This window comes from Cryobacterium sp. Hz7 (assembly GCF_004402815.1).
Classification (GTDB): Bacteria; Actinomycetota; Actinomycetes; order Actinomycetales; family Microbacteriaceae; genus Cryobacterium; species Cryobacterium sandaracinum.
Genome location: NZ_SOFB01000021.1, coordinates 42,579 through 57,506, shown reverse-complemented (window position 1 = coordinate 57,506; position 14,928 = coordinate 42,579). Strand labels below are relative to the sequence as shown.

At 62.4% G+C, this 14,928-nt stretch carries 19 protein-coding genes; 9 read left to right on the top strand and 10 right to left on the bottom strand.

The features are described 5' to 3' along the window. The first annotated feature begins 90 nt into the window (after nt 1–90). The 3 genes from manA to E3N86_RS04820 all read left to right on the top strand — a co-directional run bounded on the left by manA (nt 91) and on the right by E3N86_RS04820 (nt 3,121). Nucleotides 91–1,062: a mannose-6-phosphate isomerase, class I gene (gene manA, locus E3N86_RS04830; protein WP_134511463.1), complete on the top strand. Its 972-nt coding sequence runs from the start codon at nt 91–93 to the stop codon at nt 1,060–1,062. Between the two features lie 215 nt (nt 1,063–1,277). After that, nucleotides 1,278–2,492, top strand: a complete 1,215-nt coding sequence (locus tag E3N86_RS04825) for an MFS transporter (protein ID WP_134511462.1) — start codon at nt 1,278–1,280, stop codon at nt 2,490–2,492. 158 nt (nt 2,493–2,650) lie between these two features. Beyond that, complete coding sequence (locus tag E3N86_RS04820) at nt 2,651–3,121, top strand: N-acetyltransferase (RefSeq protein ID WP_134511461.1); 471 nt, start codon at nt 2,651–2,653, stop codon at nt 3,119–3,121. Between the two features lie 42 nt (nt 3,122–3,163). Here E3N86_RS04820 and E3N86_RS04815 read toward each other — a convergent pair whose 3' ends face one another. The 3 genes from E3N86_RS04815 to E3N86_RS04805 all read right to left on the bottom strand — a co-directional run bounded on the left by E3N86_RS04815 (nt 3,164) and on the right by E3N86_RS04805 (nt 5,133). Then, nucleotides 3,164–3,769, bottom strand: a complete 606-nt coding sequence (locus tag E3N86_RS04815) for a GNAT family N-acetyltransferase (protein ID WP_134511460.1) — start codon at nt 3,767–3,769, stop codon at nt 3,164–3,166. Then, nucleotides 3,757–4,365: a phosphotransferase gene (locus E3N86_RS04810; RefSeq protein WP_241985950.1), complete on the bottom strand. Its 609-nt coding sequence runs from the start codon at nt 4,363–4,365 to the stop codon at nt 3,757–3,759. The genes E3N86_RS04815 and E3N86_RS04810 overlap by 13 nt, the downstream gene beginning before the upstream one ends. A 198-nt stretch (nt 4,366–4,563) precedes the next feature. Continuing rightward, a complete protein-coding gene (locus E3N86_RS04805) occupies nt 4,564–5,133 on the bottom strand; it encodes a GrpB family protein (protein ID WP_134511458.1) in 570 nt (189 codons plus the stop codon). A 116-nt stretch (nt 5,134–5,249) separates the two neighbouring features. Between E3N86_RS04805 and E3N86_RS04800 the strand changes: the two genes are divergently transcribed. Next, the gene (locus tag E3N86_RS04800) at nt 5,250–5,972 is read left to right on the top strand and encodes an AAA family ATPase (RefSeq protein WP_134511457.1); all 723 of its coding nucleotides are present in this window, start codon (nt 5,250–5,252) and stop codon (nt 5,970–5,972) included. A gap of 137 nt (nt 5,973–6,109) precedes the next feature. On the opposite strand, the gene E3N86_RS17780 is transcribed toward E3N86_RS04800, so the two are convergent. The 6 genes from E3N86_RS17780 to E3N86_RS04775 form a co-directional block, all read right to left on the bottom strand. Continuing rightward, nucleotides 6,110–6,802, bottom strand: a complete 693-nt coding sequence (locus E3N86_RS17780) for a DUF6226 family protein (RefSeq protein WP_370295321.1) — start codon at nt 6,800–6,802, stop codon at nt 6,110–6,112. A gap of 242 nt (nt 6,803–7,044) precedes the next feature. Then, nucleotides 7,045–7,638, bottom strand: a complete 594-nt coding sequence (locus E3N86_RS04795; protein ID WP_134511456.1) for a TetR/AcrR family transcriptional regulator — start codon at nt 7,636–7,638, stop codon at nt 7,045–7,047. A 17-nt stretch (nt 7,639–7,655) separates the two neighbouring features. Beyond that, nucleotides 7,656–8,450 (bottom strand): hypothetical protein, encoded by a 795-nt coding sequence (locus E3N86_RS04790; protein WP_134511455.1) that lies wholly within the window; start codon nt 8,448–8,450, stop codon nt 7,656–7,658. Next, nucleotides 8,443–9,426, bottom strand: a complete 984-nt coding sequence (locus tag E3N86_RS04785; protein WP_134511454.1) for an ABC transporter ATP-binding protein — start codon at nt 9,424–9,426, stop codon at nt 8,443–8,445. The genes E3N86_RS04790 and E3N86_RS04785 overlap by 8 nt, the downstream gene beginning before the upstream one ends. Nucleotides 9,427–9,542: 116 nt before the next feature. Then, nucleotides 9,543–10,442, bottom strand: coding sequence for a phosphotransferase (locus E3N86_RS04780; protein ID WP_134511453.1), 900 nt, complete (start codon nt 10,440–10,442; stop codon nt 9,543–9,545). A 212-nt stretch (nt 10,443–10,654) separates the two neighbouring features. Further along, nucleotides 10,655–11,353, bottom strand: coding sequence for a hypothetical protein (locus tag E3N86_RS04775; RefSeq protein ID WP_134511452.1), 699 nt, complete (start codon nt 11,351–11,353; stop codon nt 10,655–10,657). A 147-nt stretch (nt 11,354–11,500) separates the two neighbouring features. Between E3N86_RS04775 and E3N86_RS04770 the strand changes: the two genes are divergently transcribed. The 3 genes from E3N86_RS04770 (at nt 11,501) to E3N86_RS04760 (ending at nt 12,721) form a co-directional block, all read left to right on the top strand. Then, entirely contained in the window at nt 11,501–12,115 is a 615-nt protein-coding gene (locus tag E3N86_RS04770) for a PASTA domain-containing protein (RefSeq protein ID WP_166785011.1), read from the top strand. A gap of 215 nt (nt 12,116–12,330) precedes the next feature. Then, nucleotides 12,331–12,552, top strand: a complete 222-nt coding sequence (locus E3N86_RS04765; RefSeq protein ID WP_134511450.1) for a hypothetical protein — start codon at nt 12,331–12,333, stop codon at nt 12,550–12,552. Nucleotides 12,553–12,586: 34 nt separating this feature from the next. Continuing rightward, a complete protein-coding gene (locus E3N86_RS04760; RefSeq protein ID WP_134511449.1) occupies nt 12,587–12,721 on the top strand; it encodes a hypothetical protein in 135 nt (44 codons plus the stop codon). 89 nt (nt 12,722–12,810) lie between these two features. On the opposite strand, the gene E3N86_RS04755 is transcribed toward E3N86_RS04760, so the two are convergent. Continuing rightward, a complete protein-coding gene (locus tag E3N86_RS04755; protein WP_134511448.1) occupies nt 12,811–13,434 on the bottom strand; it encodes a hypothetical protein in 624 nt (207 codons plus the stop codon). A gap of 417 nt (nt 13,435–13,851) precedes the next feature. On the opposite strand from E3N86_RS04755, the gene E3N86_RS04750 reads away from it, so the two are divergent. Both E3N86_RS04750 and E3N86_RS04745 read left to right on the top strand, forming a co-directional pair. Further along, nucleotides 13,852–14,154 (top strand): hypothetical protein, encoded by a 303-nt coding sequence (locus tag E3N86_RS04750; protein ID WP_134511447.1) that lies wholly within the window; start codon nt 13,852–13,854, stop codon nt 14,152–14,154. 25 nt (nt 14,155–14,179) lie between these two features. Then, the gene (locus E3N86_RS04745; protein WP_134511446.1) at nt 14,180–14,530 is read left to right on the top strand and encodes an HIRAN domain-containing protein; all 351 of its coding nucleotides are present in this window, start codon (nt 14,180–14,182) and stop codon (nt 14,528–14,530) included. Nucleotides 14,531–14,928: the final 398 nt, after the last annotated feature.

Below are 14,928 nucleotides of genomic sequence, written 5' to 3'. Positions count from 1 at the left end.
TTCGCCATCCTCTCGAGTTCTCCTGATACAACTACCGTCCCTTGGAGTCACCATGTTCAACCGAATTAACGCTACGCCGAAGACCTACGCTTGGGGGTCCACCACGGCTCTTCCGAGGCTTCTCGGCATCGCGCCCGACGGGTCATCGCAGGCGGAGCTCTGGATGGGGCCCACCCAGACAGCACCACCTACATCCTTGATTCTCATGCCGGCCAGCCGGCCACGCTGAACGAGTGGAGCGCAACACAGCCGGAGGCAGCACTGGGCGAAGGGACCCGGCTGCCGTTCCTGTTCAAAATTCTCGCCGCCGTAAAGCCGCTCTCCCTGCAGGCACACCCTTCCCTCGAACGCGCCCGAGAGGGCTACGCCGAAGAGAATCGACGAGGGGTACCGAGAGAAGCCCCAGATCGCAACTACAAAGATGAATGGCACAAGCCCGAGCTCATCGTGGCCTTAGCCGATGGGTTTCAAGCACTCTGCGGATTCCGCGCTATTGACCAGTCTTTGAAGCTCCTACAACACCTTGCAGCCCTCGCAGACGCGAGGCCGTCAATCCTCATTGAGGGGTTCCGGGACCAGCTCGAAAACGTCGGGATCGAAGTGACGGTCAGGGATGTCCTGACACGTCAGCCCGCTGCTCTAGTTAGGGCGCTCGTCGTCGCCTCACGATCGAACGATAGCCAAGTCTGGGCAGCCGAGGCCCAGCTCTTGCTAAACCTCGACAAGTACTATCCCGGGGACCAAGGGATCGCGATCGCGGCCCTACTCAATTTCGTGACCCTTCGAAAAAATGAGGCACTCTTCCTGCCCGCTGGAAACATCCTCGCCTACGTTGCAGGCCTGGGCGTTGAGATTATGGCCGCCAGCGATAACGTCGTTCGGGGTGGGCTCACGAGCAAGAATATCGATGTCCCAGAGCTCTTGCGGGTGCTGGATTTCCGGCCTACACGCGTCCTGTACGTCGAGCCGGTTACCCGTGCCGTAGAGACAAGGATTGGCAACGTAGACATCATGCGGATCACCTTACGCTCCGACCGACCGAGCGGATGTGTCGCGGCTTGATCCCTCAAAAGCGCTCTTGATCAGCATCAGGGCGACTGATGCGCTGCTGCCCGCTGGTCGCGAGCGGTCTCCGGAAAGTGACGGACGTCGGCCACCCGTCCGCTATCGTTGCGACATGCTCCCTATCTGTGATTGAAGACCGGGCTGACTTCTTCAGCTAGCAGGTCCTCATTCACTGCGCGCAAAAGCCGCGCCATTTCTCACGGAGCTCAACCATGCACGCAACGACTGTGTCCGCGACCTACGCGGATGTTCTCAGACTCAAACACGTCCCTTTTGTTTTCTCGAGCGCCCTGACCGGGCGCTTCGCTTATCCTCTGGTCGGTCTGCCTCTCCTCTTCGCTATAGAAGAAGCGACCCAGTCCTTTTCCGCTGCCGGTATCGCGGTCGGTGCCTACGGGGCTGGTGCCGGTTTCCTCGCACCAGCCAGAGCCCGCCTCATCGATCGACTCGGTCGCCGCCGAGTCCTCCTCCTGCTCAGCAGCGTCTTCGGGTTGAGCCTGATCGCTCTCGCACTGCTCACGAGGTCGGGTGCACCAGTCTGGTTATGCGTGACCGTGGCCGGCATTCTCGGCGCGTTCGCTCCACCCTTGGGCCCGACGATGCGCGTCGCCTGGGCGTCGTTGACCCCGACTACAGTCCTCCTGAAAAAGGCTTTGAGTCTGGACGCAGTCCTCGAGGAGTTGCTCTACCTCGCCGGCCCGGCCTTGTCCGGCCTGCTCTTGGTCATCATCCAGCCAAGTACCGCCCTACTCATCCCCGCCGCACTGATCCTGGTCGGGACAGCACTGATGATGTCTTCTCCCGCGATGGCCGCGACCCCGGTCGACGCGTTAAGCACGAACGCAGCCGGCACTGCGCCCCTGCTCACGGAGCCGCGGTTCATCGCGCTGCTCCTGCCCGTGCTGGCAGCCGGCCTTGTGGTCGGCACCGTCTATGTTGCGGTCCCGGCCATGATTGCCACCCTCGGTAATGCCGCAGCGGTGGGGGTTGTCCTCGCCCTGTTCGCGGCCGGCAGTGCCGTGGGAGGCCTTGCCTATGGCGCTCTTCAGATCACGGTGTCCTCGCAGCGCCAACTCGTGATCCTGGCGACGTTGTTGATCATGGCCTCCGCCGGTGCTGGCCTCGCGACGTCGACGATCTCCCTGGGACTGGTTATCGCGGCGGCTGGGCTCTTCCTTTCCCCGGTCATGATCGTGGCGTATTTTGCGGCCAATGATTTTGGTGGGGCGACCCGCCAGACCGAGTCAACAACGTGGGTGAACACCGCACACAACGTCGGTGCCGCGGCCGGGAGCGCGCTCAGCGGCTTCCTCGTCGAAAGCTGGAACGTGAGTTCGACCTTCCTCACCACAGCTGCGGCAGCCGCAGTCTTCGTCGCTCTCAGCGCCAGCATCTCTGCGAGATGCTGGCGACGTCCCTCCGCCTAATTGGCTGATTGCAGGACCCTTTCCGGGCGAAGGCGGATGCAGCGGCACTGTTCGGTGCGACGATGAATGCTTATTTCGGACGGTTCGAGCTCTGGTCGCGCCGTGGTACACAAAGGCCACTAAATGGCTCGACTGCGCACTTCTGGAACAATCATGAAATGACCGCCACCCTTCAGCGAATCCTCGCCAGCGAATTCCCATCATGGCTGGACCGCAGCTGCACCGAGTACATCGGAGACTTGGTTGTCCAGGGCGCATCGCCAGAACAAGCTCGGCTCATGGCCGTTGCGAGCATGCTTCGCTCATTTCCGGACGGTGCTCAGAGCCCTGGCAATGAGATCTTCCACGTCATGAGTGAGGCGGGCGAGCCTGTGGGATATCTCTGGATCGGCCAGGATGTCAGCGCCGACCCGGGTGCGTGGTGGGTCTGGGACATTGTCATCAATGCCGACCAACGCGGCCAGGGATTCGGGAGGGCCGCGATGCTCCTCGGCCAAGAGTATGCCCGCACACAAGGCGCGCATACTCTCGGCCTGAGCGTCTTCGCATTCAACACCGGCGCCCGCGGTCTCTACGAATCACTCGGCTACGAAACAACTTCGGTGAAGATGCTGAAGAAGCTCGACTGAGCCTTCCCAAAGCGCAACCTTCTCCGGGCGTGCGTTCTTGGGCTATTGCGGCATCGTGAGGCTGAGCCATCGTTCTTCGATGGCATAGCCGATATCTTCATTCATCCGGATGCTGCCGACGTTGATTTGAGCACCACCCGTGCCGAAGACCCTGACGCCGTCGTTGGCCAACGCCGTGATCGATGCGGCCTTGACGGCAACGGCGAGCCGTCTGCGGCGGCAGGAGCGGTGAACGGAAGTGAATTCGGTTTCTGCGCGCGCGGTAGTCAGCCGTATGGTGCTGACGGCCACGAGTTGCCCGTCGTTGATGGCGCCGAATAGGCGGCACCCGGATCTCCACAGTTCGCGTACGTCGGACTCGTCGCGATGCGGTGCAGCTGTCGCTGGCGTGTACGGGTAGTCGGCGTGGTTCAAGGCTTCGAGCGCTGTGACCTGAGTCGCCCAGCTGGCGTCGAGTTCCTCGATCAGGAATCCATGGTCCGTTGCCGCGACGAAGGCCGCGTTCAGCACCGTCAGGTCGGGTGGATCGCTCAGGCGCAGGCGGGCACCCCATGATTCGCCGACAACGACGTACCCCGCCTCGGTCAGGTGCTGCAGGCGTGGACCGTTGAATTGGACTACCTGGATATCCGCGTTCACGAGGCCCACGGGCGTGTGATCATTTCGACAAGTCGGTCGCGATCGCGTCGGTATTGAGCGGCATGCTTCAGGAAATCATTGCGACCCGTGTCGGTCGCACGTTGATCCGTGAAAACGGCAAGATCCTCCAGGCGGTCCGCTGCCGCCCGAAGAACGGCAGCCTGGTCGAACTTATAGCCGTAGGAGCGAATGAGCGCATCGAGTCGGCCAGGGCGAGCATCCCAGTCCGGAGCGTCAGGGTCTGTGTACTCGCCGAGCGGGACGAGCCGATATGCGAGGTACGCGAGATCCCAAATCCGAGGCCCGGGGGAGGCCATGTCGACGTCGATAAGTCCCGTGATGTGCCCGTTTTGGAAGACCAGGTTGTACGGTGCGACGTCATTCAGGCACACCACCTCGATTGGCTCGTGCGCAGGCAGCTGCCACGTTGCGGCCGTGTGCGCGAGTGGCGCGCTGGCGTCATGCACCCGTCGAAGCAAAGCGCCAGCCTCGTGCAAGATCGTCGGCGACCACATCCAGCTTGGCATTGGGTAGTTGCCGACCACTCCCGGAAGGTAAGAAAGCACTTCGCGGCCCTCGTCGTCCAGGCCAAGAGGCTCAGGCACTTCCGTCACGCCCGCCGCGCGGAGTGTGCTCAAAAGCTGATGTACCGCGGGAGTCCAAGGTCCGGCGGGGCGGTGAACAGTGTCGCCTACCCGCACGACCGTGCTCGAGTTTCCCCCGGCCAGAACCTCTTCATCCATCCCCCCAACCTAAGGGCTGAATGCGGAACCTTCGCCGGGACGTGTTTCCCTGGGGACGGTTCAGCTGGTGGGCTGTCCTGCTCGCCAGTTGCGTGCATGGGTCAGTATCTGCTGGATGACGGCACTCTTGGCATCGGCGTAGTGGTTCATGTCGCTCCATGTGTTCGCCGCGAGCATCCGCTTCGTGGATTCGTAGAGTGCATGGTCTGCCGCGCTGACCCGGAGCCAGTCGCGGAGGTCGAGGTAGTCGATCTGCTCAGCGGCCTCTGGCGGAAGAACGTGCACATGGAAGTCCAACTCCGCAGTGCGGAGCATCCGGTGACCGTATTCTCGGACACGGAGCCGCAACCCGATGGATTCCAATGGCACAAGGTAGGCCTCCTCGTCGTCAATGTCGGCCACGACAACCAGCATGTCGATCACCGGTTTCGCCGCCAGTCCAGAGACTGAGGTCGAACCAATGTGTTCGACCGACAGCGCAGCCGGGCCCAAGGAGTCCTGGATCTTTTGAGCCATGGAAGCTGCCTTCGAGGGCCATGTGTCGTCGTAATCGACGATGAGGATCGCGCGTTGCTCACGACCACCGATCAAGATGGTGTCTAGTTCCGTGTCTCTTGCCGCCTGGTCCATCCTGCGAGTCTGGCACGACAGACTCGGCCGTCGGGGCCTGACTGAAGTTCGTCAGCAGCGGAACCCTGAACGGTTGGTCTAACGGTTTCCCGTGCCGATTCGGGCAGAATGATCGCATGTCGAGAAACGAGCCTCCGTTGCGCTCGGTGACCCAGGATCCCGACGCGCCCTTTCTGCTTCGGGATGTGTGGCCCGCGACGCTGGCCCCGATCGCGCAGCTCCTCGATGATGGTCTCGAACTGGGTCTGGTAACCGTATTCGTCGGCGACAACGGGGTCGGCAAATCGACTCTCGTTGAGGCTATCGCGGGTGCCTACGGCATGGGACCGGAAGGAGGATCGACCGGCTCCAGACACACCACTCGCAGGTCGGAGTCCACCCTCGCCGACCACCTGCGGTTGAACCGGGGTCTCGGCGCTGGCCGGGGCGGCTTCTTTCTCCGCGCCGAAACGATGCACGGGTTCTTCACCTATCTGGAGGACAACCCCGGCGGAAACGACCCCGTATTCCACGAGCGCTCGCATGGCGAGTCGTTCCTCGACCTTGTGGCTGCCCGGTCTCGTTACCCGGGCTTGTGGATCCTTGATGAGCCGGAATCAGCGCTCTCGTTCACCGGATCGCTCGCTCTGCTCAGCGATCTCCGCGACATCGTTGCCGCAGGTGGATCTCAGGTGATTCTGTCCACTCATTCACCGATTCTGGCCTCAATCCCTGGTGCGGATATCTACGAGGTCGGGCCGTGGGGATACCGTCGCTGCGTCTGGGACGACCTCGACCTGGTTCGGAATTGGCGATCGTTCCTGGACGATCCAGAACGGTATTTCAGGCACCTTCACTGACCTCGACGCTTACGACACTCGTCGTCACGCCGCGGCTGGATTCACTGTCCTTACGCGGGACCGTACGGCGGACCTCCATGGATGCGCACCAATTCGCCGAGGTACCAAAGTTTCGGGGGAGTGGCAGTCGGGAACGCTCACCGGCACAGCAGGCTCGGGCGATCAGCCGATAGCGTCGGCTTCGCCCTTCGGAAGTAACGGCCAGGGGGACCACTGTCCTGCGGGCGGCAGCGCGGTTCGTGCGGACTTGACCCGGTCCTCGGGCAGGTCCGCGGTGCGGCTGCGCCCGGATCGCATCCCGACCCCTGGCTCCTCGAGCCGACATTCAATCCAGTCGCCCGCCCGGGACCGAATCGTTCNTCAGAATAACCGCCTGACACGACAGTGCGCACGGTCCATTCGAGCTCCTCCGCCAGACTCAGGACATCGTCGTCACAGGCATCACAGCCGCACGCGGGGAAGTGGAAGTCGTGGAGCAAACCCGCGTGAAGGTAGACGCCTGGGAACCGCGTGAGGACAAATGTCAGCGGGGCCGCTGTCGGGTCGCGAGGCACGACCCGCAGTGCGCGAACAACGTCATTTGGCAGGAGGAGAAGATCGTCAGCCACGTTCGGGGTTTGGTCCACGGCGACGTCGAAGGTGGTCTGCGGCCATTCGATGAGAGCGTCGGCGACTTTGTGCGTCGGCGCGAATCGCTGCGGATTACTAGCGCGGGAATACGAGTCTCCTGGTGGAGACGCTCCTCCCCATCGATTTCCATAATCAATCGGGTGGCCCTGCTCATTCCGGTAGATGTCCACCGGGAACGTGGGGCGTCGATACTCTGTCATGTTCACAAACTATCTGTCAGCGTTCTGTTCACCGAGTAATCCGTCGGCCCGCAGATCGGGCGTCTCTTGACGCACCGTTGTCGTGAACCGGGGACTGCCTTGGTGCTCGCGCCCAAGGCTGGCAGGGGAACGTTGGCCGCGAACGGTGAAGGCAATGTTGAACGGGGTCCGCGGTTGTTGCAGGCTCCAAGATGGACATTGCAGAGTTCACTATATGTCGACGCTAACGCGGTGAGTTTGTGTTACGTGGTGGAGGCGCCGACTCCGTCTACGAAGTAACTGACGGAAGCGCTCAGGAGCTCCGATTCCGCGAGATCGTTGCCCAGCACCGGGTGCACGGCAAGCCCGAACAACATCGCCAGCAGCGAGATCGCGGCGAGTGTCGGGTCACACTCGGCGCGAACCCGGCCAAGGTTCTGCTCCGCGGCGAGATACTGGGCGATATCGTTTGGCGGCCCTTCCAGTGGCATCTGTGCCCGTTCTCCGAGCGGCGGGGCGAGGGTCGGGTCGGCGATCATCGCCTGCTCCAGCGGCAGCAGGTCCTCCTGAAGCTGGGCAAGGTTTCGGATGACCTCGAGCAGGTTGCCCAGTACCGTGCCCTGTCCGGCGAGGGAGGGCAGCGTCTCCGTTGCGGCGACGATGGGTGCGTTGCGGTCCAGCACTGCGGCGTAGAAGAGTGACCGTTTGTCGGCGAAATGCCGATAGAGGGTGCCCTCGGCGACACCAGCCGCCACCGCTATCGAGCGAGTCCTGACGTTCGCGTAGCCGACCTCTCGAACGAGGGCCGTGGTCGCGTCGATGAGGCGTTTTCGGGTGCTGTCTCCGCGGATGGTCATAGGTCTATCCAATCGGACTATTCGGTTATCGGTCTGCGAATGAAGATCACAAGCCCGATGATGAGGCCGACCGCCGCGTAGATGCAGCCGATCAGAACGGCGCCCGCAAAAGACAGGTCATCGGTTCCACCCTGCGCCAGTGCGGTGAGAGTCGTTCCGGGCAGCCACTGGCCGGCGTCACTCGACGCGGTCTTGATGATCGTCTCGATGAGGAGAACCCACCCGACCCCCACCGAGATGGCGATCGCCGAGGAACGGCTCAGCAGGGCGAGCACGAGTCCGATGATTCCCCAGACCACGCTGGCGCTGAACGAAGTCAACCAGGCGCGTGCGATCTCGCTGGCCAGGTCATCCATCCAGAGTTCAGTCGAGATTTCCGCGGCTTCCGCCGAGGGGAGCGCGGCCGCCAGGTTGACGGCGACCGCCACCGTCGTTGCCAGGGCCGTCCAGATCAGCAGGGCGCCGATCTTTCCGAGCAGCAGCCTCCAGCGGTGTGGCTGGGCGGCGGCAAGCAGGCGGATCAGGCCCGTGCTGTAGTCCGAGGCCGTTGCAATGGCCCAGAACGACAGCGTGATCACTCCGAACATGCTGGCCGCCGAGGAGACTCCCGCGACGATTCCCGATGAACTCTCCAGAGTCGCCATGCTCGGGAAAGCGACTCCCGGACCTCCGCCGGGAGGTGCAGACCCGTTCGCTGCGATTGTGTAGATCACCGTGTTGATCAGCACGGCGAAGACCGCCATGAGGCCCAGCCACCCGAGCCAGATTCCCCGTCGGTTGAGGCGGGTGAGTTCGCTTCGTAGCTCACGCATTGGTGGCAGCTTTCTTTCGGGCGCCCTGAGAGGCAGCTACTGGGTTGCGGGTCGGTGCCGCCGTCATCTTGAGAAACACGTCCTCGAGGGATTCGTCGATCGGGGTCAGCCGGCTGAGCGTGATGCCGGCCTCGTGTGCAGCGCGGTTGAGCGCCGCCGCGTCGGCGGTGGAGCCGTGCACGACGAGCGAGTCATCCTCGAGCGACCACCCCGCCGCGGCGAGAGCAACGCGCAGCCGGTCGACATCAGCGGGATGCTCCGGGGCAACCTCGATGCGCGCGCCGGCCTTGTCGAGCAGCTCGCCCATCGGTCCCGAGAACATCAGCTCGCCGAAACGGATGATGACGAGATAATCGCATGCCGCCTGGATCTCGGCGAGCAGATGGGATGAGACCACCACCGTGCGTCCCTCAGCCGCCAGAGTCTTGAGCAACTGCCGAATCTCCACGATCCCAGCCGGGTCCAGGCCGTTGGTGGGCTCATCGAGGATCAGCAGGGCGGGGTCAGGCAGCAGCGCCGCGGCGATGCCGAGCCGCTGCTTCATCCCGAGGGAGAAGCGGCGAACGGATTCGTTTTCCCGACCCTCGAGACCCACGATGCGAGTGACCTCGGCGACCCGTGTCGCGGGCAAGCCGCGCAGACGAGCCAGCGACAGGAGATTCTTGCGAGCCGAGAGCCCCGGAACGAACGACGGTGCCTCGATGAGCGCTCCGACGTCGCCCGCGTAGCGGGCCGGTTTCGTGGTCGGGTGGCCGAGCACGGTGGCCCGGCCCGACGTGGGAGGAATGAGCCCAAGCAGGATGCGGATCAGAGTCGACTTGCCGGATCCGTTGGGGCCGAGGAGGCCGACCACACCGCCCCGGGGAAGAGTCACGGTGACCCGGTCAAGTGCAGTCAGGCTGCCGAACTGGCGCAGCAGGCCGTCGGTGGTGATGGAGGCTGCGGACGTATCCGTTTCAATAAGTGATGTGAGCACTCACTCACATTAGCCCGCACAATCGCAGAGGGCAACGCTCAGTGCCGCGCTTGTCTCGCGAAAGACGATCCGGCTGCGGGCCGCTTGCGCGCCGACGGGCCGAGCTCCGTCGGCGCTTACTCAGTCAGTAGCCGTTCCAAAGTTTGTAACGCTTGGCTAAAGAACACCGGATTGGTGTGTTCGTAGTAGTGCAGGCCACCAATCGCCATCTCGAAAGCCCAGCCGCGTCCGCGCTCCTGGGCCGCAACGTCGAGCCCCATTGCGGTGACGAATGTACTGCGTGCCGGTTCCTCGAAGAGAACCCACGCAGGTTGGAGATCTGCAGCCGGATCGCCAATTGCCGGCATTCCAACATCCACCATGCCCGTGAGCACACCGTTGTTCATGAGGAAATTGCCAGGCATCGGGTCGCCATGGATGCGCAGCGGAGGGTCGATATGTGGTCGGGCCGAAAGCGCCCGCTCCCACACGGCAGTCGCCCTCACCCGATCGATGAGATGGGCTGATCGGTCAATCGACTCCCGCACCCAGGTCGTGTCGGCGAGCGGGCTTCCCCCTCGACCCACGCCATTCCACGGCCGACCGTCCGACCGCACCGACTGAATCGAACCGATAACAGTTGCGAGGTCAGTCGCGAGACGAACATCCCGAGACACTGTTAATCGGTCGAGTGATCTTCCCGGCAACCATGTCCAGAGGGACCAGACACCCGCGTACCCTTCAAACGGTTCACCGACACCAATCAGCTGTGGCACGGCAATGTCGAGAAGGTCGGTGAGAATGACCGCGTGCTCCTGTTCACCGCGAGCATTCTCTCGTGCGACATCCGAATCGGTCGGCACAAGCGGCAGTCGGGCGACGACGTGCTCACCGACTCGAAACGGTGCGACAACGGTGCCGGCTGACTCGACACTCTCTACGGGCAACCCAGCAAAATCGCTGAACTGCGCCGCGATCGCAGAGGCCACTTCGTCCGCGGCAAGCTCCACTTGACCCTCATGCATCACATAGTCCATCCTCACATGCACGGCGCCCGTAGGCCGGACCCTCACGGGACAGACAATGAGCTGTGCATGCGAATGCGGAATTTGTGCAGCCGAGTATGGGAATCGACACAAAACGGCCAGGGAGCTTCTGCTGAAGGGACCGTCCCGTTTGCGCCGACCGGGAGAATTCGCAGTCAGGCGCGTCTAAAGGAGCGCCCGTCCCGTGAATAGCGTCGGGAACCTCACGCTCTCCGCCTCCACATCTGAATGACGTTGTCCGCAGCCTCTGCCTCGACCACCACCCGCTCCCGTTCTCGCTCCGCAGCCTGGCGGGCCCGGACTTTCCCTGCCACGTCTAGCAGGTCCCACATCTGTTCACCGGTCACTGAGACTCCGCGGGCGCCGGTGCGCCGGGTTCGGCCGCGGATGAGGGCGTAGTGGGTGCGGAACACGGGTGCCCCGATCGCTGCTTGGGCGTCGTGGAAGAACACCACGTTGGATACGGGGCCGCTGCCGTCGTCGAGGGAGAGGAAGACGACGCGTTTGCCGCTTCGCATTGGGGGTGTGTGGGTGGCGCGGCGGACCCCGGCGACGAGGACTTCGGTGCCGCCCGGCAGGTTGACGAGGTTCGAGGCAGGTGTGACTCCGAGTTCTTTGAAGAGGGGGTAGAACCGGGTCATCTGGTGGTGGCTGACGGCGAGGCCGAGGTCTCGGAGTTCTACATCAGTTTGGGTGCGCCCGCGGAGGTCGAGGGCGGTGACCGATCGGTAGAAGTCAGGGAGCGGCAGTTCGATGTCGAAGGCGAGCTGTTCGGGGCCGACGGGGAGGGCCTGACCGCCAGGCCTTGGATGTGGGCGAGCAGGTCGCCGCGGCGGGACCGGTCGTAGCCAATGAACAAGTCGAGGGCGCCCGGTACCGCTCGTGGTCGCCCGGTGATTCATCGTCGTTCGCCACGAAGGCACTAAGCTAACTGCGGTTTGAGTAGCAATGGGGATGCCTACATGTACACAGTTCACGCGGTTCGCTTGACGGCTGCGGTCGTTCTCGCACTTGGTCTCACGGGTTGTGGGTCCAGCGAGCAATCGGTCATGCCGGACGTCGTGGGTACACAGCTCGATGCCGCGAAGAGCGACATCGAGCGTGCGGGCTTTGGCGGTGAGGTCGAGGTTCTTGGAGGCGGCATATTCGGAATCGTCAACGAGCCGAACTGGCAAGTGTGCGAGCAGCTACCACCGGCGGGCGAGTCTGTAACTGACACTCCGAGACTAACGGTCGATCGTTCCTGCGAAACGGCCGCGGAGCCGACGGAAGCGCCGACGGAAGCGCCGACGGAAGGGGACGCGCCTTCGGCCGAGCCCGTGCCTGCCGACCCGATGGTCACAGATATCACCGTCGATGAGTTGCTCAATAAACTTAACTCCAGCGAGATGGGTGGAATCAAGGTCGGGGATCAGTTCCGGGTGACTGGCGAGTTGTTCATGTCCGACCTGTGGATGAGCTCCCCGGCCACAGGAGAGTACTTCGTCCTGCTGAAAGCCCAAGATGGAGCCGACGACCTGATGGTGTTCGTCAAGGAGTCCGATGCAGTCGGATGGCAGGACGGCACAAAGGTCGAGATGATCGTAGCGAATGTTGAGGTCACGATCAACGGCGAGACGACGGATGGCTGGCTGAGGGCCCAGTCCGCGAAGACAATCTCGTAGCTACCTTCTACCGTCGAGCGCGCGCCCTGGGACTACTCCCAGATCAGTCTGATGGCGGATCTCGAGGCCAAGCACGGGTGCGCGCGTAGTGTGGCCGTCATGGACGACGACCTGGGTGTGCCGAACTGCGAACGCTGCTTGGTGCCCATGGTGATCGAGGGCACCGATGACGGCCCGTACTGGTGCTGCCCCGAGTGCCGCATCGTTCGGCTTGCTTGACAACCCTCTCCCTGATGGCGCTCAGAAGGGAACAGGACGATTCCATTGCTGACAAGGCCGGGGAGAGCGAGTTTCAACTGCATGTGCGGCAGATACGTGGTCCTAATACGACAGACGAGCTGCTGAGCCTCTTCGACGCCACCGGTGACAGCGCCGCTGACTGGAAGCCCTCGTACAGTGTCGCGCCCACGGACTTGGCACCTATCGTGCGCGAATAGACCCGTGACGAATCAGTGAAGGGGGACGTCCGATGTGCCCGGCCCCTGGCTGCGCGGCCCCCAGGCGCGGCTGGGCGGCGCGGCCACGGCCATCCTCGACCGCGCCCTCGAACGCGGCGGCATCACCATGCGCGGCTACGACCGCGTGCTGCGTGTAGCCAGCCGATGACTCCCCGTGTCTCTCGGAACCGGGCCGGAGCAAGGTACTACGAGATTTGTTCCTGCGGCTATGTCTGGCTTGACTCTGCCTTCGCCTCTCTAGCTTTCCAAACCGAACCTTCGAGCGACTGACCCGTGTGTTGTCGCTTCGTCATCGACGTCCTCCACGCGCAGCATTAGAAGGAAGGCGTTCGATGCTCGGCGTTCTATGAGGGCGAGAATCTCACACAAATCGGGTACGCATACCTCGTGCTCAAGGAAGCTGAACACCTCCGTTTCAGGATTCCAAGACATGAAATTCCTGCCCTTACACGGCTCGGTCCGAGTCATCCACATGGAGAATCCCAGTTTCGGGTCCGCAAGATACGATTCCTCGATCCGCTCGTCGAGGTGCATCATGCTGTTGCGAATTCCCTTCAATGCGGCGAGCTTGTCTTCATTAAGGCCGAGCAGGAGTTGGAGATCCTCCCCACGTCGCGGGTACGCCTTGCGTATGGCCCTCCCTGTATCGACAGGCCAGACGAAGGCCGCAACTGTACCCGCTGTACTAACCATGAGTTGCGCGTTATCTCGTTGATGTCGGCCTCCGGCAAGGTAGGCCACCGCAGCTCGCCTGGCAATTTGAGCCTGTGTGCCGAGTGTGTGAAGCATGAGCGTTAGGAGCTCCGCGGGCGCGCCGATTTGAGCCAGGTCGACTTTATATTCCCCCATATTGACGATCACATCGAGAGCCTATCGGGCGAGGTAGTCGCCGAGAACACGCAGTCTGCTTGCGCTCTGACGTTACGTCTTAAGTGCGTGCAGCTGGTGCTGCGCGTGCGCTAGAACTCGTATTGGCCGAGGCTAAGTGGGGGATAGCATGGCCGCGTGCTGGACCCCCTCGAAACACCAAACTGCCCTGCTGGCCGGCGTCAGATGGAGGCGGTAGAACGCGGCAAGACTACGTTGTGGCAATGTCTAGAGTGCCGTCTGGTCAAGTTCTAGACCCTTCTTTCTAGGGGGCAGAAGTTGCACCGGGTCGGGGTTTTTCCACCAACGTGTGGGTTGCGTGGCGCTAGGCTTCCCGCATGGAGTTCATGCAAAGGCTGCTGAAAAGCGTCTGGAGGCATGAGGCCCGGCGCTTCGACTAATGGAGGAAGAATGAGCAATCCAGAAAACACGCCGAACGCTGGACCGAATGTGGTGCGGGCGGCTCCGCCGTATGACCCGGGCCGAAACCCGTATGAAGTCACCCTCGGTATCTCTTCAGGCCTTGCGTTCATCATCGGGCTAGTCATTTCTGGGGTGGCAGCAGGCAAATCCATCACATTCATGGGCGAAGTGAACACGACGGCGCTCGCTTGGGCAACTTTCGGCAACCAACTCTCGACGGTGGGCGTAGTCGTACTACTGGGCATGGCCTTCTACTTCATGACGCGCTGGAACAAAGAGCACGGAGTGTAGATGACACACGGACACGGGAGACTCGATGGGATTGTTCAGCAGGAAATTGTCTATTGCCACGTTGCCCGGGGGCACCGGGCTTGACGTTCAGATTTGGGATACGGACAACGTCCAACGTCTCCGAAGTGGGAACCAGTATTTATGGCTAGAACGCGAACCGGGCAATAAGGCCGACCGCCATGCGATACGCGTCAATGGGGATACGGGCTGGCTCGGCTACCTACACGCCGACGACGCGAAGAAATACGCGAAAATTCTTGACACCATTCCCGTCCCCATCCGAGTGACGGCGAAAGTGAAATCGGGTGAAGCCGCAATTGGCATACCCAGCCCCCGCGACCTCACGAAGTGGATCAACCAACAACGGTTTACCTGAATCGAAGGTTGGGACGGTCCCACCGGTCAGACCCCAGATTGCGGCAGCCTGACCGGTCGTGATGCTTTTACGCTGCCTGCACGAGCGGACGATGTTCTGGCGACAGTGGTGGATCGAATCAGGACAGACGACACCGTCGGGGCCATCAACTCAGAGATCGACTGGCTGAGCAACAACTGTTCCGCCGAATACGGCGTCTTCGCTGACTATGCGTCGATGCGGGGGAGTGCGGAGCAGTCCGGCCTAGACTCCTGCGACTCCTTGACCCAGTACATCGGACGAGAGGCCATCGCCCTTCTGAGCGAAGACGGCCTCTGCTCGGACGGCACTACCGGGTCGCCGGTCGAGGCCTCCGAGACGAGATTTTTCATCCGCGGGGGAGGGGTCCCGAGACGGTC